This is a genomic window from Salegentibacter sp. (genome assembly GCF_036568425.1).
Classification (GTDB): Bacteria; Bacteroidota; Bacteroidia; order Flavobacteriales; family Flavobacteriaceae; genus Salegentibacter.
Genome location: NZ_DATCSO010000015.1, coordinates 1 through 19629, shown reverse-complemented (window position 1 = coordinate 19629; position 19629 = coordinate 1). Strand labels below are relative to the sequence as shown.

Annotated in this window: 13 protein-coding genes and 1 tRNA gene; 4 read left to right on the top strand and 10 right to left on the bottom strand. The window is 39.0% G+C overall.

Annotation, left to right across the window (positions count from 1 at the left end; translation table 11 throughout):
* The first annotated feature begins 53 nt into the window (after positions 1 to 53).
* Both VIM94_RS02030 and VIM94_RS02025 read left to right on the top strand, forming a co-directional pair.
* On the top strand, positions 54 to 1694 hold the full coding sequence (locus VIM94_RS02030; RefSeq protein WP_332037625.1) for a M14 family metallopeptidase: 1641 nt from the start codon (positions 54 to 56) through the stop codon (positions 1692 to 1694).
* Positions 1695 to 1704: 10 nt separating this feature from the next.
* Positions 1705 to 3444, top strand: coding sequence for a M14 family metallopeptidase (locus VIM94_RS02025; protein ID WP_332037624.1), 1740 nt, complete (start codon positions 1705 to 1707; stop codon positions 3442 to 3444).
* Between the two features lie 63 nt (positions 3445 to 3507).
* On the opposite strand, the gene VIM94_RS02020 is transcribed toward VIM94_RS02025, so the two are convergent.
* Complete coding sequence (locus VIM94_RS02020) at positions 3508 to 4008, bottom strand: GNAT family N-acetyltransferase (protein ID WP_332037623.1); 501 nt, start codon at positions 4006 to 4008, stop codon at positions 3508 to 3510.
* A gap of 74 nt (positions 4009 to 4082) precedes the next feature.
* Between VIM94_RS02020 and VIM94_RS02015 the strand changes: the two genes are divergently transcribed.
* Positions 4083 to 4159 (top strand) — tRNA-Ala (locus tag VIM94_RS02015).
* A 110-nt stretch (positions 4160 to 4269) separates the two neighbouring features.
* Here VIM94_RS02015 and VIM94_RS02010 read toward each other — a convergent pair.
* The 5 genes from VIM94_RS02010 to VIM94_RS01990 all read right to left on the bottom strand — a co-directional run bounded on the left by VIM94_RS02010 (position 4270) and on the right by VIM94_RS01990 (position 13941).
* Positions 4270 to 5169, bottom strand: a complete 900-nt coding sequence (locus tag VIM94_RS02010) for an alpha/beta hydrolase family protein (RefSeq protein ID WP_332037622.1) — start codon at positions 5167 to 5169, stop codon at positions 4270 to 4272.
* Positions 5156 to 7912 (bottom strand): PD-(D/E)XK nuclease family protein, encoded by a 2757-nt coding sequence (locus VIM94_RS02005; protein ID WP_332037621.1) that lies wholly within the window; start codon positions 7910 to 7912, stop codon positions 5156 to 5158. The genes VIM94_RS02010 and VIM94_RS02005 overlap by 14 nt, the downstream gene beginning before the upstream one ends.
* 70 nt (positions 7913 to 7982) lie before the next feature.
* Positions 7983 to 9401, bottom strand: coding sequence for an OmpA family protein (locus tag VIM94_RS02000; protein WP_332037620.1), 1419 nt, complete (start codon positions 9399 to 9401; stop codon positions 7983 to 7985).
* A 180-nt stretch (positions 9402 to 9581) separates the two neighbouring features.
* A complete protein-coding gene (gene kbl, locus VIM94_RS01995; RefSeq protein ID WP_332037619.1) occupies positions 9582 to 10775 on the bottom strand; it encodes a glycine C-acetyltransferase in 1194 nt (397 codons plus the stop codon).
* Between the two features lie 34 nt (positions 10776 to 10809).
* Positions 10810 to 13941, bottom strand: a complete 3132-nt coding sequence (locus tag VIM94_RS01990) for a UvrD-helicase domain-containing protein (protein WP_332037618.1) — start codon at positions 13939 to 13941, stop codon at positions 10810 to 10812.
* Positions 13942 to 14121: 180 nt separating this feature from the next.
* Between VIM94_RS01990 and VIM94_RS01985 the strand changes: the two genes are divergently transcribed.
* Complete coding sequence (locus tag VIM94_RS01985) at positions 14122 to 14730, top strand: superoxide dismutase (protein ID WP_332037617.1); 609 nt, start codon at positions 14122 to 14124, stop codon at positions 14728 to 14730.
* Positions 14731 to 15415: 685 nt separating this feature from the next.
* On the opposite strand, the gene VIM94_RS01980 is transcribed toward VIM94_RS01985, so the two are convergent.
* The 4 genes from VIM94_RS01980 to purN all read right to left on the bottom strand — a co-directional run bounded on the left by VIM94_RS01980 (position 15416) and on the right by purN (position 19442).
* Positions 15416 to 17314: an amidophosphoribosyltransferase gene (locus VIM94_RS01980; protein ID WP_332037616.1), complete on the bottom strand. Its 1899-nt coding sequence runs from the start codon at positions 17312 to 17314 to the stop codon at positions 15416 to 15418.
* A 69-nt stretch (positions 17315 to 17383) separates the two neighbouring features.
* Positions 17384 to 18307, bottom strand: a complete 924-nt coding sequence (locus VIM94_RS01975) for a PfkB family carbohydrate kinase (protein WP_332037615.1) — start codon at positions 18305 to 18307, stop codon at positions 17384 to 17386.
* Between the two features lie 74 nt (positions 18308 to 18381).
* Positions 18382 to 18843, bottom strand: a complete 462-nt coding sequence (gene rnhA / locus VIM94_RS01970) for a ribonuclease HI (protein ID WP_332037614.1) — start codon at positions 18841 to 18843, stop codon at positions 18382 to 18384.
* Positions 18843 to 19442 (bottom strand): phosphoribosylglycinamide formyltransferase, encoded by a 600-nt coding sequence (gene purN / locus VIM94_RS01965; protein ID WP_332037613.1) that lies wholly within the window; start codon positions 19440 to 19442, stop codon positions 18843 to 18845. Before purN ends, rnhA begins: the two co-directional genes overlap by 1 nt.
* Between the last annotated feature and the right edge of the window lie 187 nt (positions 19443 to 19629).

The following is a 19629-nucleotide window of genomic DNA, read 5'->3' as shown; positions in this document are numbered from 1 at the left end:
CATTAATATAGTCCTATTTTTGAGTGAATTGTTTATAAAATCTATTAAAACTTATGAATTTAAAACTACCCTGCTTGTGGTTGTTAAGTGTTTTCTTCGTTTTTAACAGCTATGCCCAACAAGAGTATCCTACCAACCGCCAGGTGGAACAACGCCTGAAACAAATGGCTGGTTCTGGAAACGCAAAACTAATTTCTCTTACCAAAACCGAGGGCGGCCAGGACATCTGGGCGCTTCAGCTGGGAAAAGGAGATATGGAAAATAAACCCGCCATTGCGATCACCGGAGGCGTAGAAGGTTTTCACCTTTTAAGCGTAGAACTCGCGCTTAAGGTTTCAGAAAATATACTTCGGGAACATTCAGAAATTTTAGAGGAGACTACTTTTTATGTTTTTCCGAATATGTCGCCGGATGCTTATGGGCAATATTTCAGTGATATGAGATATGAGCGTAGGGGGAATTCAGCAAAAATCGATCAGGATCGTGATGGGGAGCTAAGTGAAGACCCTTATGAAGACCTGAACAAGGATGGATGGATTTCAAAGCTTCGCGTGGAAAGCCCGATGGGAAATTATGTGCCGCATCAAAGCGATAGTCGCGTGCTTGTAAAAGCTGACGAAAAGATTAAAAGGGATGAAAAGCGCTATATGCTGTATTCAGAAGGGATAGATAATGATAAAGACCAAAAATTTAATGAAGATCCCGAAGAGGGAATAGCCTTCAATAAAAGTCTGACCTATAAATTCCCATACTTTGAGCCTTATGCCGGGGATTTTCCTGTATCGCAAAAGGAAAGCCGAGCCCTTTTAGATTACTTATTTGAGCGCTGGAATATTTTTGCTTTCGTCACATTTGGGCCTGCGAATAATCTAAGTACAGCTTTAAAATTCAATAAACCGGAAGCAGAAAAACGTGTAGTGACCTCGATGTTGGAAAAGGACGTAAAGCTCAATGAAATGACCTCTGAAATATATAAAGAGACTATTCCTCAAAAAGCCTATAACCAGGATAATCAGGGCACCGATGGAGATTTCTTTCAGTGGGCTTATTTTCACTTCGGAAGACTTAGCTTTAGTACACCCGGTTGGTGGGTACCCGAGGTGATGGAGGAGAAAGCTCAAAATGCTGCGAAAACCGATTCGGTTTCCAATGGAAAAATTAAACACACGCCTGAAACCAACTTCCTTGCCTGGGCAGAAAGAGAGGGACTTGAGGACGTATTTCTGCCCTGGACAGAAGTAAATCACCCAGATTTTCCAAATCAGAAAGTGGAAGTAGGAGGGATAAAGCCCTTCGCGATGATCAATCCACCATATGAAATGACCGATAGCATTGCTTCAAATCATACAGATTTCATCATTAAACTGGCCGAAATACAACCTAAACTTGAACTACATAACCTTAAAGTCGAAAAGCTGGGCAGGGGACTCACCCGAGTTACGGTAGATCTTTTCAATAATTCTCCCTTGCCTACACATTCTGAACTGGGCGGAAAATCCCGTTGGCTTCAAAAACTTCAAATAAGATTAAGCAAGGACAAAAAAGATATTTTGGCGGGAAACACCATTAAACTGGTAGATAAGCTGGAAGCCTATGAAATGAAAACTCTGTCCTGGATCGTAGGCGGAGGCACGGCGAATTTAAAAATTGGTGCACCTCATACCGGCTTTGTGAAGAGAAATGTAAAACTTTAATTTAAGAGAAATGAATTTAAAATATATACAAAGTACCATCCTCCTGGCAATTTTAAGTTTTCTGCTGAATATAGCTCCTGCCGGTGCCCAGGAAAAATTCTTCAGGGCTATAGGAACACCGCATCAACCAGAGGTACAGGTTAGCTGGAACAGGTATTATACTTACGAGGGAATGGTAGATATTATGGAAAAAATAGCCAAAGCCTATCCTGAATTAGCTAAAATGGAAAGCATAGGGAAATCTTATGAAGGCCGTGATATATATGTGCTCACCATTTCAGATTTTAACACCGGCAACCCAAGTAAAAAACCGGCGATGTACATAGATGGGAATATTCATTCCAATGAGATCCAGGGTACCGAATTCTCCCTGTATACCGCCTGGTACCTCACCGAAATGTTTGATGAGTTGGATTTTATAAAGGAATTGCTGGAAGACAAAACTTTTTATATAAACCCCAGCATTAACCCCGACGCCCGAAATGATTTTATGAATCAGCCTAATACTCCGCATTCCCCGCGTTCAGGGATGATCGTTTTAGACAATGATGGCGACGGAGAGGCCGGAGAAGATGGGTTTGATGATATAAATGAAGATAATCATATCACGATGATGATAAGGAAATCTCCAACCGGCAGGTATATCAAAGATCCCAGGGATGATCGTAAATTGATTAGAGTTGAGGCCGAAGAAAAAGGAGAATATGAAATGCTGGGCTATGAAGGAATTGACACCGATGGCGACGGCGAAGTGAATGAAGACGGGATTGGCTATTACGATCCCAACCGGGACTGGGGCTGGAAATGGCAACCGGATTATATACAACGTGGTGCCTATAAATATCCCTTTAGTCTCCCCGAAAACAGGGCGATAATGGAATTTGTGATGAAACACCCTAATATTGCCGGAGCTCAGACTTACCATAACTATGGCGGGATGATTCTTCGCGGGCCCGGAGCCGAAGAAGATGCCGAAACCTATAACAGTGATGATGTAGAAATTTATGATGCTATCGCCAGGAAAGGTGAAGAAATGATCCCGGGTTATCGTTACCTGGTGGTTTACAAGGATCTTTATTCTGTTTTTGGCGGAGAATTGGACTGGTTTTATGGCGGAAGAGGCATTTATACGTATTCCAATGAATTAATGGTTTCCTACCTTTATTTTCATGAAAATAAGGGTCGTGGGAACCAGGATGAAGAGTTAAAGGTAGATCGTTACCTCACCTTTGGTGATGCCTTTGTAGACTGGGAAGAATATGATCACCCCCAATACGGTAAAATAGAAATTGGCGGATTCAAGAAGAATTTTGGAAGGGCACATCCCGGTTTCCTTCTGGAGCAGGACGCACACCGAAATATGGCTTTTAGTATTTACCATGCTTATCACACTCCTAAACTTAGCATTACTGAGGTTAAAGAGGAAAACCTTGGAGGAGGTCTAAAGCAGGTAACTGCTACAATCTACAATGAAAGATTAATGCCTACGCACTCCAGCCAGGATTTGAAGCATAATATCGAGCGTCCAGATTATGTGAGTATTTCAGGAGCAAAAGTACTTGCCGGGATGGTGGTGAATGATGAAGATTTTAATAAGGTGGAAGAGCAGGAAGTCAATCCCGAAACTATAAAAGTGGAAAATGTTCCTGGGATGGAAGTAGTGAAAGTTCGTTGGATTATTTCGGGTGGTAGAAACTATTCCATAAAAGTTGATTCAGCCAAAGGCGGCATCGCTGAGTGGGAAAGTTAAAGTATTCAGTAATTATTGAAAGCCCTTCTTTTCGGCTGAAAGGAAGGGCTTTTTAATTGGGTATTATAGCACGAGTTCATAACAATGAAACGGCTGGTCGTTTTTATGCGGAAAATAAACATCGCCAAGTTTTTGATAAGCCCGGGCTTCGTAAAATTTTTGGTTGCGTTTGTTTTGGCTGAAGGTATCCAGCCTTATGGAAATGAAATTTTCGGTTTTGGCGAAGTATTCTGCAAAATCCATCATTTTTCTGGCGTATCTCTGGCCCCAGAAATCTGGATGCGTGGCTAGGCGATGAACATATAAATTATTCCCCGTTTCGGTAAGCCAGCTAATATTTTGATAAACTTTATCCATTTTTGGTGTGAGGACTATAATGGCGATTATCCTATTTTTGTGCTCATAAACAAATAATTCTTCCCTGTTTATATCATTTTCGAGCTTTTCACGGCTGGGATAATCTTCGTTCCATTGATAAATGTTTTGTTGCTGAAGGGCTTCAGCACAGGCTTCGGTGAGTTTTTTGATTTCGTTGAGGTCCTTCAGGCTAGCTTTCCTAATCATTTTTCTTCCGAAATATTAATTAAAAGTTCTTTGTTGGAATTTACAGAAAATTATTACATTTGCCTTTCCAAATTGGGGGATTAGCTCAGTTGGCTAGAGCGTTTGGCTGGCAGCCAAAAGGTCATCGGTTCGACTCCGATATTCTCCACCAAAAACCACCGTTTAGCGGTGGTTTTTTTGTTTACGCCCCTTTTTCTTATTCAAAATAAGAAAAAACCACCCGATTTAGGGTGGTTTGGAATTTATTTTCTTCTGAAGAGATTAATCATTTTCGTCAAGCTCCAGGTATTCATCAAAGAGTTCCTGGGCATCAGCATGAAGGAAATTGAGGCTTTCATTCAGAACATGCTGAAATTCCCGGGTTAATTCATCCTTCTCCCAAGGATGTGAAATACCAAAGGTGTGATTGGCACCTTCTACCAACAGTAATTTTGAAGCGGGACTCCATTCAAAAAGATTTCCAGCATCAGCAATGGAAACGGTAGTGTCGTTACTCCCATGTGCAATAAAATGTGGGATTTCAAGCTTTTTTGCCGCTTTCTGAATATTTAGCCTTTCTCTATTCTCCCTGAAATTTCGGTAGAATTGGTAATGATGAGGTAATTGTTGCTTGGTTCGGGTATTGGTAATATACTGCACTCCTTTTTTCTCCCAGGCTTCCAGTTCTTTCCCTTTAGGGAATCTCGAGGAAAAATCGCTTACTGCAGCTAAGGTAATAAGCTTGGTAACCCTTTTTTCTTCAGCTGCCTTTATAAGTGTAATTCCTCCACCCCTGGAATGGCCAATAAGGCTTATGTCGGAAGGATCTATCTGGGAAAGGTGATGAAAGTTTGGTAATAAAAGCCAATCTATAACCGATTGTAGGTCATCCAGTTCTTTGGTGTAATTATTATCGCCGAAGGCTTCGATATTAGGGAATTCAGTAAGATTTTCGGGAGAGGTCCCATTGTGACTAAAATTAAATTTCACAAAGAAATAACCCTTTTCGGCGTAGAATTCGGCCATTTTTTCCCATGCTCCCCAGTCTTTAAAACCTTTGTAACCGTGGCAGAAAATGATAAGAGGTTTTGGTTTATCCTCAGTATTAAAATAAATGTCTACCAGTATAGGTTTATTGTGTTTTCCTTCTATCTGAAGGTTTGTTTCTTTAGTAATTTCCATTTTTAATTTCTTTTTCGATAAACGCCGTATTTGGATCACAAATTTCGGCAATTAATTTCTTTAATTCGGTCTGAAATGCTTCCAATATTTCAGAATCCAATTCGGTTTTTCCTCCGCCTTTTTGATTGGCTTTCTCATTCTTAGTAAACTTTAAAAATCCGTTCTGAAGATTTTTGAAGGAAATCACCCCTGCTTCCACAGGCGGACTTATATTCAAGTTATTTTTAATAAGGCTGGCGTAGGTGAGTACCTGAAAACTTTTACTGTACTTGTCATAATCTGAAGCCAGTAGGTTCCAATCTACAATTTTAAGTTGACCCTGTTGTACCTTGCCCGTTTTATAGTCAATAATTCTGGTAATACCGTTAGTATTTTCAAGTCGGTCTACTTTTCCTCTTATATAAACGGGAAAATCCAGCTCCTCTATCTTAATTTGAGTTTTTAGGTTTTTCTCGATCATCAGGATTTTAACTTCCTCTCCATTTCTTATTCGGTTTAATTCCTGATGAAGGAAATTTTTCATGTAGCGTTTTGCTACTTCAAAAATAAGAAGGTTTTTACCGCGATCCATAGGGGCCGAGGTATAGGTTTTTTGAAACTGGAGGTTGATCTCCTCCGGAATGCGTTTTTTAAACTCCAGAATATCATTTTGAGTTAAATTTTTTCCTTCCAGAGGTTTATAAAATGTTTCCAGGCTATCGTGAATAACTGTACCAAGCGTATTATAGGCTACGGTTTCTTCTACATTGTCGCTGTCTCTAACCCCAAGTACATAGCGGTAATAAAAATCTATAGGGTTTCTGATGTAGGTAGTAAGCGCAGAAGGTGAAAACCCGGAGCCGGCTAGTTCCTTAAGTTTTTTAATTACTGCAGGAGTTTTTTTCACCTCTTTCAAATTTGAAGAAAGCGCCGGCACTTTCGGACTTATGAGTTTTTTTATCAGTTTATGGTTTGGACGTTTTTCTACTTCCAACTGCGTGATAAATCTACTTTTTTCGCCGGCATTCATTCCATCAGGTTCGGTATTGTAGAGTAAATAAACTTTTTTTGCTCTTTGGAGAAGCCTGTAGAAGTGGTAGGTATAAACTGCATTCTTTTCACTGTAAGTGGGGAGCTTATACGCTTTTTTCAAATCAAAAGGCAAAAAGGAATTATTCGATTTCCCCGATGGTAAAATCCCTTCATTCACCGAGGTAATGATTACAGTTTCAAAATCCAGTGCCCGGGACTCTAACATTCCCATAAGCTGTAAACCCTTAAAAGGTTTACCCTGGAAGTCCAGGCTCTGCGTTGTCATTATTTCTTTGTAAAAACTTTGAAGAGATTTTAAACTTTTTATGTGGGGATAGGTGGTGTTGAGGTTTTCAAGTTTGTTAAAAAGTACATGGAACTGATATAAAAATTCCAGTCCGAGCCGGTTTTCCTGTTTTCTGTAGAAATACTTGATCTCCTGGATTAAGATGTTAAAGTTGGAGATGAGTCTTTCAGGTTTATTCTTTACCTCTTCAAAACAAGCTTTAATTATTTTTTGATGAACTTCAGGAAAGCTTTTAACGATTTCTTCCGAAGCGATATAAACCGAGTTCTCCTTTTTTATTTTAAGCGAAAACTCATCGGCGGCAGGTTTCAATAGGCTATGCAGGGCAGGATGATTGATTATGGAGATCACATCTTTGTAATAGAATCCTGAACCAGCATTAAGATGAATGTGAAAAATATTTTCGAAAAGGGAACTCAATGCTGCATTTTTCAGGGGAAATCCCATAGTAATATTCAGCTCCTGTATGTTGGGCGGCAAACTGTTTAAAACCGGCAGGAGAAGGTCTTCTTCGCCCAGCACTACTGCGGTTCTTTCCAGTTGATCCTGTTCCAGATCTGAAAGTAGTTCCCCCAGGTATTTTGCCTGCCCAATATTTTTAGGCACCCCAATTAATTCGATTTCCTTTTCTTTGGAATACTCTTTTACACCCGGATTAAAATTCTGATTCTTATATATAGTCCATTCACTGAGATATTGATTTATAAAGATGGAAGCCGAATGTTCTTTATCTTTTAAAAAGATCTCATCCAAATCCCAGTGAATCTCTGTATTCTTTTTCTCTAAGAGATACTGAATAATCTCTTGCTCGGCGTTGTTTAAGGCATTAAAACCTATAAAAACATGTTTTTGCGAAACTCTTTCGGCATATTGCGGTATGTGAGCGGCGGCTTCCCTATAAATCAAACCCTGATAGCCCAAATTTCTATTGAGAAGGCTTTCTTTTAAATGTTCATAATATTCAGGGAGTTGTTGCCAAAACTTAAGGTAGTTTTCGATCAGTTCAGTCTTTTTCTCCTGAAGATACCAATGATTTATATCCTGAATTCCTGAGAGGTAATTGAAAAAGCTTTTATAATCTATAAGGTAACGGTCTAACTCGTTAAAATCATTAACGAGGGTTTGGGCCCAGGAAGTAAAGGTTTCAAAATCTTCTCGTTGCGTTTCAGGGGTTAATTTTTGGTAGACTAGATAGAATTCAAACAGGCTTATAGTATTGTCTATAGGCTTAAGGCCTGAGATAATTTGAGCAAACTCCTCGATGCTGTATACCTTAGGGGCGAAAAGGTGATTTTGATTTAATTTTGAAAGTTCATTCAGCAAAAAACTCCCGGCTCTTTTTGAGGGGAGAATAAAAATAGTTTCTGAAATGTTCTCTTCTGATTTTAAGAGCTTTTGAAGGACCTGTGATATAAAAGAAATCATTTCATAAAAATAAAAAACGCCCCGATTAATCGGGGCGTTTTAAAATAAAGTTTTAAACTTTTCTATTATTCTACTTAGAATCAGTTTTGGTGTCTTTCATTTCCTTGTCTTTATCCAAAGAAATCTCAACACGTCTGTTATCCTGTCTTCCGGCCGCAGTATTGTTGGTAGCGATTGGTCTTGATTCGCCATAACCTTCAGAAGTTAATCTGTTGGCTGGAATTCCGGCGTTCTGTAACCAGTCTTTAACTGATGCTGCACGCTCTTTAGAGAGTTTCAGGTTGTATTGCTCGCTTCCGGTGCTGTCTGTATGGCCTTCTACGTGGAAAACAGTATTTGGATACTCTTCCATGATGTCTGCAATAGACTGAAGTGCCTCTTCAGAATCAGAACGGATTGTTGCTTTATTCAGGTCGAAAAGTACAGTTTTTGAGTACTCATTCAATTCAGAAATAACTTCAACGTCTGGCTCTGGACAACCATTGTTTTCTACAGTTCCGGCAGTGTCCGGACATTCATCGTCTTTATCAAGAACACCATCGTTGTCACGGTCTTCGTAAGGACATCCGTTGTTTTCGGCAGGACCGGCCTCTTCAGGACAGTCATCTTCGTTATCGGCAACACCGTCACCATCAGCATCAGGACAACCGTTAAGATCGGCAAGGCCCGCTACTTCAGGACAGTCATCTTCAGGATCAGGGATTCCGTCGCCATCGGTATCAGGACATCCATCAAATTCAGGAAGACCAGCTACATCGGGACAAGCATCTCTTCTATCTTCAATGCCGTCACCATCGGTATCAGGACATCCATTGAATTCGGGAAGGCCTGGAGTTTCTGGACATTCGTCATCTTTGTCGTAGATACCATCTCCATCAGAATCAGTACCTCCGAACATGAATTTCACACCTGCTGCATGTTGAAAGTGAGTAGCCATTTCCGGATCAAATACGTGCTTGTAATTAGACTCAAGAGTTAAAGCTACGTTATCGCTAAACCAGAAATTAAATCCTAATTTACCGTTTAGGGTAGCGGCACTCATATCGGTGATTGGAATATCTCCTGAATCTCCAATACGGGTGTAACCACCTCCAATACCAACCACAGGATCAAACCAGCCATCGTTTAACATTGCACGAAGGCTATAGTTGAAGGAACCGTCCAGGGAGTAGTAAGAAAGATTGCTTACTCCCATGTCTCCATATTGATCTATTTGGTTGATAGAACCTGCAAGTTCAAAAACAAAACCGCTACCGATGTAGCGTCCTACAGAAATTCTTGACACGGCGGGAATAATATTCCAGTGGTCTCCTACATTAAAGTAATCTTCGAAAGTATCTCCAAGAGGAGCATCTTCACCAGTAGGATAGAAGTCTACTGCATTGGTTTGAATACCAACGGACCAAGGATTGTTGGCGTCCTGGGCATTTACCGAAGTAAACCCAAATACCAACATAGCAGCCATTAAAAATTTGCTAAAATGTTTCATATTCAATTGTTTAGTTTTAAGTGTTAATTGTTAACAAAAGTAGACGCAAATTGCCTATTAACAAAGCGTATAATAATAAAGTTTTCTTAATAAACCCTTGTCTAGCGGCGTTTTTCAGAGTTTTATTTCTGAATTATCGAGTGTTTTTGGTAACATTTTAACATATAAAAAGGGAGTTAATTAGATCACTCCCAATTCTTTCCCCACTTTGGTGAAAGCCTGAATAGCCTTATCCAAATGTTCTTTTTCGTGTGCCGCAGAAAGTTGTACCCGAATACGGGCTTTACCTTTTGGTACAACAGGGAAGAAAAAGCCTATTACATAAATTCCTTCCTCCAGTAGTTTGTCGGCCATGGTTTGGGATAATTGTGCATCGTAGAGCATCACCGGCACTATAGCGGCATCTCCATCTATGATATCAAAACCTGCTTCCTTAATTCCTTTTTTTAAGTATTTGGTGTTTTCCTTTAATTTGTTCCGAAGAGAAGAATCGGTTTCCAGCATATCAAAGACTTTTATGGATGCACCTACAATCGCCGGAGCCAGGGAGTTTGAAAAGAGATATGGGCGGGAGCGTTGACGTAACATTTCTATGATTTCCTTTTTAGCAGTGGTATAACCACCCATTGCTCCACCAAGTGCTTTACCCAGGGTTCCGGTAATAATATCCACGCGGTCCATCACATTTTTTTCTTCCAGGGTGCCAATACCGTTTTCACCAATGAATCCTGTAGCATGACAATCGTCAATCATCACCAGGGCATCATATTTATCGGCAAGGTCACATATTTTATCCAGTGGTGCCACCAAACCATCCATAGAGAATACCCCATCGGTAACGATGATTTTAAATCGAGCTCCTTTTTCGTTAGCGGCGACAAGTTGTTTTTCCAAATCTTTCATGTCTCCGTTTTGGTAACGGTAGCGGGCTGCTTTACACAATCTAACTCCATCTATAATGGAAGCGTGATTCAGGGAATCTGAAATTATAGCGTCTTCCGCAGTAAATAGCGGTTCGAAGATCCCGCCATTGGCATCAAAGGCAGCGGCGTATAATATGGTGTCTTCAGTTCCGTAGAAATCGGCAATCTTTTTCTCAAGCTCTTTGTGGATATCCTGGGTTCCACAAATAAATCTTACGCTGGACATCCCAAAACCATGGGAGTCTAAAGTATCTTTTGCCGCCTGGATCACTTCCGGGTGGGAAGACAACCCCAGGTAATTATTTGCGCAGAAATTAATTACTTCCTGGCCAGTAGAAATTTTAATTACCGCATCCTGAGGGCTTGTAATAATCCTTTCCTTTTTAAATAATCCGTTATCTTTTATTTCCTGAAGTTCTTTCTCGAGGTGATCTTTGATTTTTCCGTACATTTTATTCTGTTTTTCACAAAATTACACATCTTTTTTATACATACTCAAGGCTTAACTCCTTGTTAATATATACGAGGATCTTTTTGCCTGTTTTAAAGCCCATATTTTCCAGGGTTTCCGCATATTTGTTAATCTGTAAAGCATGGGCTTCTTTGTAACTCCCGGTTTTATAATCCAGGATATTCACTTCTTTTCCATTAAAATTAAGTCTGTCTGGCCTTAGCCTTTTACCACCATCAACCAGAATATCTCTTTCATTTAAATTGGAAGAACCCGGTGCAAAAAAATCTGATAAGTCCGGGTGGGTTATTATGGTCTCAATCACTTTAGAAATTTGTGGTTGGGCTTTGGAAGTAATTGCTCCATCTAATACAGCTTGTTCGAGGGCAAGGGCTGAATCTTCGCGCGTGTTGATGTTGGCCAGAATATTATGAATTATCTCTCCTTTTTCTATGGCTTCTTCCTGCTTTGTATCCCACAGAGCACCTGATCTGGTAACTATATTAACCGCCTGGTTTTGAGTTGGAGTAGAATAAAAGTATTCCTGGGGCTGGCTGGCTGTACCTTTTTCTTTTTTCTTTGGTGGCGGAAGCTCTCCGAAGCCATAATGCAGTTGCCCATCAGACCATTTTCCTGATTGTTTTAAAAACCCGATTAACAGGCCTGAAATCTTCGCCGGATTTTCATTTCCTTTTTTGTCTATCTCTAATTTTGATAAAATATAGAGTTGCTCTGAAGCTCTTGTGCAGGCTACATATAATACGTTTAAGGTGTCGAGTTCCTTTTGATCCAGAAGCTCCTGATACACTTCAGAAGCCTTTCCTCCCCAATTGAGCATTTTCTTTGAGGCTCCTATATAACTTACGGGAATTTCCCCAAGAGCTTCAGGTAGGTCAAGCCACAAGGAATCCATTCGGGTATCTTTAAAATCGGAATTGGCAAAAGGATAGATCACTACTGGAAATTCCAGGCCTTTGGAGGAATGAATGGTCATGATCTTAACTGCGTTTTCCTCATCTGGTACTGCAATACTTAGCTTTTCTTTATTCTGTTCCCAAAGTTCAAGAAAATCGGCTATACCGGTAACCGATTTCTGGGTGGTTTCAAAAATATAATCCAGGAAAAACTGCATATAAGCATCAGAGGTTTCTACAAGAGAAAAACTTCTTATAATATATTCGGCAGATTCATATAAAGAAAGATTTTTTAAGGCTTCCAGACTAAATTCGATATCATAATTCTTAAGCCAATCAAAAAAGGTTTCGTCATTATATTTCAGGTTTTCACTTATGATTTGATGCGGTTCTTCCAGATTAAGCTTTTCTTCAAGGAAATTAAATATTTCAAGCTTTAAATTATCATCTTTCGGATTAATGGAATACGCCAGAAGATCTACCATGAAATTTACGGAAGGAGAATTGGCGATCAAAAGTGTTTCCGAAGAAACCACCGGAATATTGTGTTCGCTAAGATAACTGGCTATGGCTATTCCTTCTTTTCTCCTTCGGGTTAGAATACATATATCACTTTTTGAAAAAGCTTGCTCACTGAGATTATGAATAATTTCCAGCACTTTTTCAGGATAAATTTCAAATTCTTCCTCGCTGGTTTTCGCTTCAATAAATGAAATATCCACGTAGCCAATATTCTCTTTCCTGGGGTTTTGGCGGCTATTTACAAAAAGTTCGCTGTAGCTGGGATGTCTAAGGGTGGCTGAAGCGTATTGAAAAAGATTATTGTTAAAGTTAACAATTTCACCACCACTGCGGTAATTGTCAGGAAGATCTTCCACTTTCTGTTGAATGCTAAAAGGCCTTTGTTGAAGGCCATAGAGCGCTATAAATTGTTCGGCTTTTCCTCCTCGCCACCGATAAATACTTTGTTTGGCATCACCAACCAGCATAAGACCTGCCGGCTCGCCAGCTTTTGGTTCCCCCGAAAGACTGTGCTCCACCAGGGGCTGTAAATTTTCCCATTGCATCAAGGAGGTATCCTGGAATTCATCTATAAAATAATTCTGATATCGCTCTCCGAGCTTTTCATAAATAAAAGGCGCTGGTTGGTCTTTTACCTGTGCGCTAATCATTGGGTTGAATTCTGAAATAAGAAGGAGATTTCTTTCTTTTTTAAGAATTTCAACTTGTTGGTTTATAGCATTTAAAAGCGAAAGCTGCACCAGTTTTTTTTCTATTTCTGTAAGAAATTCATAATGATAAACAGCTTTTTCTGAAGCCCTGAAAAGCTCGCAAAACTGTGGTTGCAAGCTATCTAAAAGTGATTTCTTGTGCTCCTTTTGGTCTTTTTTATATAAGGGGGCGGATTCTAAATTCTGCATCCATTGTAAATCGAATTTCAAAGGATATTCTTCTTTCTTCAATTTTTGAAAATAAGTTGGTAGAGACTTTCTGATGAAGTCTGAAAACTCCAGGTTATGATCCTGGATTATTCCGAAGAACATTTCAGCAGCGTTTTTTATAAGAGCCCTGGTTTTCTCTTTTTCAGCTTTTATTTTTCTTCTGTAATTCTCAAAGTCGTCCAGGCTTTTGTCCTTTAATTTACTAAGTGGAAGTTGATTGTTTTCATTGGTAAGTAACTTTGCAATTTCAAAGAGGTCAGCGGTTATATCCCAACTTTTTTCATCGTCGGTTTTACTCAGTGCAAACTCCGTCAGGATTTTAGTAATGGCTTTATCTTTTCCAACCTGTGCGATTAAAGCTTCCACGGCCTCCAGGAGAATTTGATCGGTGTTTAGAGCAACCTCAAAATTAACCGATAATCCAAGATCTTTAGCAAAACTTCTTAAGATACGTTGGGTAAACCCGTCTATAGTAGATATCTCGAAAGCTGAATAATTATGGATGATATTTTTAAGTATTCCGGCTGATTTATGCTGAATTTCCTCTCCCTTGAAACCTGTAGCCTCCTGTACGGCATTAAATAGCGCACGATTTTCTTCCGGTATCGGTGATTTGGAGAAATTATGAAGGCTGGAAATAATTCTGGTTTTCATTTCTTCCACCGCTTTATTGGTAAAAGTAATAGCAAGGATATTTTTATAGGCATCGGGACGCGAAGAATTGATAAGGAGTACCAGATATTCCTTTACCAGCGTAAATGTTTTTCCCGAGCCTGCAGAAGCATTATAAATATTGAAGGAATGTTTCAAAAATCGGCTTTAGTTTAAATGAAAAATCTTTTTTGGATAGAAACTTAAAGATAAAATAAAATTGTTTGTTTATACACCTATTGCTTTTAAGTATTTTATAACAGAAAATTATTTTTAGTACATCCCTTAATACTTAAATTTGAGAGAATTTAATACTAATCACAAAAAAATATATAAACTATGGCTTTCGATTTACCGAAACTAAAATATGCATTTGATGCATTAGAACCTCATATAGATGCCAAAACCATGGAAATTCACCACGGTAAGCACCATGCAGGTTACACAAATAAACTTAACGATGCAATAAAAGGGACAGACCTTGAAGGAAAAACTATCGAGAATATCCTTAAAAATCTGGATATGTCTAAAAAAGCCATTAGAAATAATGGAGGTGGTTTTTACAACCATAGTTTATTCTGGGAAATTATGTCTCCCGATGGAGGTGGGAAACCAGAAGGTGAACTTGCTTCTGCAATAGATTCTGCTTTTGGATCTTTTGAAGCTTTCAAAGATGAATTTTCTAAAGCAGCAGCTGGCCAGTTTGGATCTGGTTGGGCTTGGTTATGTGTTCATCCCGGCGGGAAATTAGAGATTTGCTCTACGGCCAACCAGGATAATCCTCTAATGCCTGAAAAAGGTTGTAGCGGGACTCCAATTCTTGGGCTTGATGTGTGGGAGCATGCATATTACCTAAATTACCAGAATCGTCGTCCGGACTATATAAATGCATTCTTTAATGTGATAAACTGGAAAGAAGTTGCGAGTAGATACGCAAAAGAAAAATAGATCTGATTTATTAGAGCTCATAAAGGCTGTCTGCAAAGGCAGCCTTTTTTTTGGGATGATTTGCGGTTAAATTAATCAATAAAAAAAGGTGGGTCTTTTTAAGATCCACCTTTTTTTGCCCCAAATCTACCATGAACTTAACCTACTTATGTTATGGTGATATTAAGATAAGAAGAAAAATAAGTAGTACAAATACTTTTAGATGAAATACTTACAAATTAGTCTAGAGGTATTTTTAGGATTTTTAATGTAAGAGAAAGATGATTTTTATTTTGTAGGTTGAACTAATCAGGCATAAAAAAAGGCGGATTATACATCCACCTTTTTTTGCCCCAAATCTACCATGAACTTAACCTACTTATGTTATGGTGGTACCAAAATAGGAAGAAAAAGAGCCGGTTCAAATACTTTTAGCCCAATAACTTAAATACTTGACGAAAGTATTCTTCGTAAAAGATATCGTAGGAAATAACCTACATTTTGAATTAATTAATCTTATTTCGAATTAGGAAACCTGTTGATTAAAAGGCATAAAAAAAGGCGGATTTGCATCCACCTTTTTTTGCCCCAAATCTACCATGAACTTAACCTACTTATGTTATGGTGATACCAAAATAAGTCGGAAAATCCCGGTAAAAAAATATTTTAGACGAAAGGCATAAATATTTGATAAACAGGTAGGTTATTAGTATGCTCTGTCTTTATTTCCTTCAAAAAAATTGATGAAAGCCCTGTTTACCACTCTGTTACCGCCAAAGGTGGGATAATCTCCTGTAAAATACCAATCTCCCAAATTTTTTGGACATGCTTTATGTAAATTATCTACAGACTGGTAGATCACTTTAAGCTCTGCCTTTACTGTAGGTTCACTTATCAGTTCAGCGATTTTATCTGAAATTTGTTCATCGGTGAAAGGCTCATAGATTTCTTTTACGAAGTTTTTTACTTCATGATCCTCCAAATCTACCTGCTCTTTACATTTTGCATAAACATCTTCTACAATCTGGTATTTGTCTTTCTCTTTTAATAATTCTAAAGCGGCTCTAAAAGCTACCAGATCTTCTAATCTGGCCATGTCAATTCCATAACAATCCGGATAACGAATTTGTGGGGCCGAAGAGACAATAACGATTTGTCTCGGATTTAGACGATCAAGCATCTTAATAATACTTTTTTTAAGGGTCGTTCCTCTAACAATGCTATCGTCTATAATTACCAGGCTATCCTCGGGTTTTACAATTCCATAGGTTACATCATATACGTGCGCCACCAAATCGTCTCTGCTGCTGTCTTCAGTGATAAATGTGCGCAGCTTGGCATCTTTAATAGCAATTTTTTCAGTTCTAAGGCGGTGTGAAAGAATTTCCTGAAGCCTTGCGTCGGTAAGACTTTCCTTCTCAGCTAGGATAGCCTCATTTTTCTGTTTGTTCAATTCATCCTGAGCTGCCTCTACCATCCCGTAGAAAGAAGTTTCTGCAGTATTTGGAATAAAAGAGAAAACAGTATTTATAGTATCGTGTTTAATGGATTTAAGCACTTCAGGCATCAATAAGCGCCCAAGCATCTTGCGTTCTTTATAGATTTCAGCATCGCTTCCACGGGAAAAATAAATACGTTCAAACGAACAGGCTTTGCGCTCCAGTGGTTCCAGTATTTGCTGGATGGAAACTGTACCGTCTTTTTTAGTGATTATAGCGTGACCGGGATCAAGTTCCTTCACCTCGTCATAATCTACGTTGAAAGCAGTTTGAATTACAGGTCTTTCTGAAGCTACCACTACCACTTCCTCATCTTTATAATAATATGCCGGTCTTATCCCTGAAGGATCACGAAGTACAAAAGAATCGCCATGTCCCAGAAGCCCTGCCATTGCATAACCCCCATCCCAATTTTTTGAGGATTTCCTCAGGATCTTGGTAACATTAAGTTTTTCAGCAATAATTGGCGATGCTTCAACCTTTGAATAACCTTGTTTTTTTAATTTCTTGTACAGTTTCTGAACTTCAGAATCGAGAAAGTGTCCAATCTTTTCCATTACTGTAACAGTATCGGCTCTTTCTTTTGGATGTTGCCCTAAATCTACCAGATTATTGAAAAGCTGGTTTACATTAGTCATATTAAAGTTACCGGCTACAATTAGGTTACGGTGCATCCAGTTATTTTGCCTTAGGAATGGATGAACATTCTCAATGCTGTTTTTTCCAAAAGTCCCATAACGCACGTGTCCCAGGTATACCTCTCCTACGTATGGAATATTTTTTTTCTGAAGTGCAACATTTTCGGCATATTCCGGATTCTCCTTGATTTCAGAATTTATCCGGTCGTTTATCTGTTCAAAAATATCCTGAATTGGTTGTGCTGCATTAGAGCGAACCCTGCTAATATATCGATCGCCCGGACTTGTATTTAGTTTAATGCTTGCAAAACCGGCGCCGTCCTGACCACGGTTGTGCTGTTTTTCCATTAATAAATACATCTTGTTTATTCCGTAGAAAGCCGTCCCATACTTTTCCTTATAGTATTCAAGGGGCTGTAAAAGGCGTACCTGGGCAATTCCGCATTCGTGTTTTATGGCATCACTCATAATAATTGTTCCTGGATTAAGGTGTTCACTTGGTCACAAAAAAAGCCCTGAAATTACAGGGCATATTATTTAAGTTATTTCTATTTCAAATTGTGTGAGTTTCTTAAACTCTTCCAACCTTCCCTGAACATCAGTGGCTGATAATTCCTGCATCCTTTCGGTGCCGAATTTTTCCACACAGAAGGAGGCAAGATTGGAGCCGTAAATAATGGCATTTTTCATATTCTCAAAAGAGATATCATTAGTTTTGGCAAGATATCCAGCGAAGCCTCCGGCAAAGGTGTCTCCAGCTCCCGTAGGGTCAAAAACTTCTTCCAATGGAAGTGCAGGAGCGAAGAATATCTCTTCTTGATGAAAGAGGAGCGCCCCGTGTTCTCCTTTTTTAATCACTACATAATCAGGACCTAATTCGTAGATCTTTCTCGCTGCTTTAACCAAGGAATGCTCTCCTGAAAGCTGTCGGGCTTCCTCATCATTAATGGTAATAACATCAACTTTTTTAATAACCTTTAAAAGGTCCTCCCAGGTATTATCCATCCAAAAATTCATAGTGTCCAGGACAACCAGTTTTGGGTTTTCTATTTGTTCCAAAACACTTAGTTGAACCAGTGGGTGTAGATTACCGAGCATTACGATATTGGCATCTTTATAAGCTGACGGTACAATCGGTTGGAAATCGGCCAGAACATTCAGTTGGGTATCAAGGGTGTCTCTTGTGTTAAGATCGTTATGGTAGCGACCGCTCCAGAAGAATGTTTTTCCCCCTTCAACAATTTCGATACCTTCTATATTTATATTATTATTGGTGAGCAGGTCCAGATATTTCTGTGGGAAATCATCTCCTACTACAGAAACCACTGCACTATCTACATTAAACTGTGCAGCTGAAAGACCAATGTAGGTGCCGGCCCCTCCAAGAATTTTATCGGTTTTTCCAAACGGTGTTTCAATCGCATCAAAGGCTACGGTGCCTACAATCAGTAATTTACTCATAACGGGTTTTAAAATGTGCTGCAAATATACAGTTTGTTTTTCAAGGGATAAACCTAAATTAAAATTGCTTAATTTTATTCAAACCCTTGATCTATAAGCAGTTTTTTCTCTTTGGAAGCAGCGACTGCAAGGCTGTCACAACGTTCATTCTGCGGGTGGGAGTTGTGCCCTTTTATCCATTTGAACTTAACCTTGTGTTTTCGGTATTCCTTCAGGAACTCTATCCAGAGATCAGAGTTTTTGCGGTCTTTAAAAGCTTTCTTCTCCCAATTAAAAACCCAGCCTTTCTCTACGGCATCAGCTACATATTTCGAATCGGTGAAAACAACCACTTCAAGTCCGGGTTGTTTTAGTTTTTTAAGTGCTTCAATAACGGCCAGCAGCTCCATTCGGTTATTGGTAGTGTGTTTATAGCCTTTTGAAAATTCTTTCCGATAAGCTTTACCTACCCATTCCATGACAATTCCATATCCGCCTGGGCCTGGGTTTCCTCTTGCAGCGCCATCTGTATAAATGTAAACCTGGGGTTGATGCACTATGTTCGGTTTTGTTGAAGAAGTTGTTCAATCACTTCCGGAAAGTGTTTGTATTCAAGCTGATGGATTTTTCCGGCCAGGCTATCGGGAGTTTCATCTTCATCGACTTTTATTTTTGTTTGAAAAATAATTTCGCCTTCATCATATCTTTCATTTACATAATGAATACTGATCCCGCTTTCTATGTCTTTATTATTGATAACTGCTTCGTGTACTTTTACCCCAAACATACCTTTTCCGCCGTAATTTGGTAGAAGTGCAGGATGAATATTGATCACTTTTTTTGGAAACTTCTTTAAGATACTATCGGGGAAAACCCACAGGAAACCTGCAAGTACAATAAGATCGGGTTTAATATCCTCCAGGACGTGCAGTACTTCGTTACTGCTATATAAGGCTTCCCGGTCAAAATAAAGGGCCTTAACCTCTAAGTCGTGTGCTTTTTTGAGAACTTTAGCCGATTTTCGGTTAGAAAATACAGCAACTACCCTTGCTAAAGAGGAGTCTTTAAAATATTTGATGATATTTTCGGTATTGGTGCCGGTCCCTGAGGCAAAAATTACAATTTTCTTAAGGGAGCTGTTTGAATGTAAGGCCAAAATGATGCTGTTAACAATTAATAAATTGTAAAATTAAGGGCTTTCGGGGAAAAATATGTAAATTAGATTCACATTTTTAAAGTAAAAATCGGTTTTAAAATAAAGTTTTTTATTTTTGCCACCTAATCAAAATTAAAATAAAATATTATGTCAGACATTGCATCAAGAGTAAAAGCGATTATCGTTG

Excerpts from the sequence above, each read along its gene's own strand:
- VIM94_RS02005 (WP_332037621.1), bottom strand. The coding sequence starts at position 7,912 with ATGATTTCTTTTATATCACAGGTCCTTCAAAAGCTCTTAAAATCAGAA.
- VIM94_RS02020 (WP_332037623.1), bottom strand. The coding sequence starts at position 4,008 with ATGATTAGGAAAGCTAGCCTGAAGGACCTCAACGAAATCAAAAAACTC.
- VIM94_RS02010 (WP_332037622.1), bottom strand. The coding sequence starts at position 5,169 with ATGGAAATTACTAAAGAAACAAACCTTCAGATAGAAGGAAAACACAAT.
- VIM94_RS01985 (WP_332037617.1), top strand. The coding sequence starts at position 14,122 with ATGGCTTTCGATTTACCGAAACTAAAATATGCATTTGATGCATTAGAA.
- VIM94_RS02000 (WP_332037620.1), bottom strand. The coding sequence starts at position 9,401 with ATGAAACATTTTAGCAAATTTTTAATGGCTGCTATGTTGGTATTTGGG.
- VIM94_RS02025 (WP_332037624.1), top strand. The coding sequence starts at position 1,705 with ATGAATTTAAAATATATACAAAGTACCATCCTCCTGGCAATTTTAAGT.
- VIM94_RS01980 (WP_332037616.1), bottom strand. The coding sequence starts at position 17,314 with ATGAGTGATGCCATAAAACACGAATGCGGAATTGCCCAGGTACGCCTT.
- VIM94_RS02030 (WP_332037625.1), top strand. The coding sequence starts at position 54 with ATGAATTTAAAACTACCCTGCTTGTGGTTGTTAAGTGTTTTCTTCGTT.
- kbl (WP_332037619.1), bottom strand. The coding sequence starts at position 10,775 with ATGTACGGAAAAATCAAAGATCACCTCGAGAAAGAACTTCAGGAAATA.
- VIM94_RS01975 (WP_332037615.1), bottom strand. The coding sequence starts at position 18,307 with ATGAGTAAATTACTGATTGTAGGCACCGTAGCCTTTGATGCGATTGAA.